The 958-nt window shown below is 43.7% G+C and carries 1 protein-coding gene and 1 pseudogene; both read right to left on the bottom strand.

Going from position 1 to position 958, the window contains the following annotated elements; genetic code table 11:
* Positions 1-260 (bottom strand): annotated as a pseudogene (locus tag AC1DUA_RS39115) (carbohydrate ABC transporter permease); the annotation flags it as partial.
* A gap of 18 nt (positions 261-278) precedes the next feature.
* The coding region (locus AC1DUA_RS39120; protein WP_477504801.1) for an ABC transporter permease at positions 279-958 on the bottom strand (680 nt) is incomplete at its 5' end.

Here is a 958-nt window from a genome sequence, read left to right on the forward strand (position 1 = left end):
AAGCCCATCAGCACGACAAACAACGTATTTCCATAACCTTTCAAAATCATCGGATTACGGAAAACATTTGTATAGGCATCAAGCGAGAAACCGATGGGACGCCATAAGATGCCTTTGTGCCCCATCAGGCTTCCGGCGTCACTGACTGAAGCAAATGCTACATAAAGCAGCGGATATATGGTAAGCACCATCAGCAGAAACAACAGCACCGTATTGATATAATCGAAACATCTCTCAGAGAAGCTCACTTTGTTCAGCATGATATCTCTCTCTCCTTTTTACCACAAGCTCGTATCGTTAAATTTGCGGCTTAACCAGTTGGATGAAATGAGCAGGACAAAATTGATGACCGAGTTAAACAAGCCCACCGCTGAACTGAAACTATAATTGAAATCTTGCAGACCCACGCGATAGACATAGGAGGAAATCACGTCAGCAGTTTCATAAGTACCTGGATTATACAGCAAAATGATTTTCTCAAATCCGACATTCATCATCCGGCCGATATCGAGAATAAGTAAAATAATAATAGTTGGCATAAGTCCTGGCAGGGTGACATGCGTCATTTGCTTCCATCGGCCTGCACCGTCGATTTTTGCTGCTTCGTACTGCTCTTGGTCAATTCCGGTTAACGCTGCGAGGAAAATGATCGTCCCCCAACCAATATTTTGCCAGATGCCTGACGATACATACACGGTGCGGAACAAGCTAGGTTCGAGCAAGAAGGTCAACCGCTCTCCCCCGAAGAAAGCGACAACATCGTTGATAACTCCTTCACTGGACGTGAAGTCTTTGAGAATCCCGCATATGACAATCAAGGAGATAAAATGAGGCATATACGTTATCGTTTGCACGGTTCTTTTAAACATAGCATGCTTCAATTCGTTCAGTAAAAGCGCTAAGACAATAGGCGCCGGGAATCCGAATAACAACTGATAGAAACTGATCAATACTGTAT

The organism is Paenibacillus sp. 01T422 (assembly GCF_056398785.1).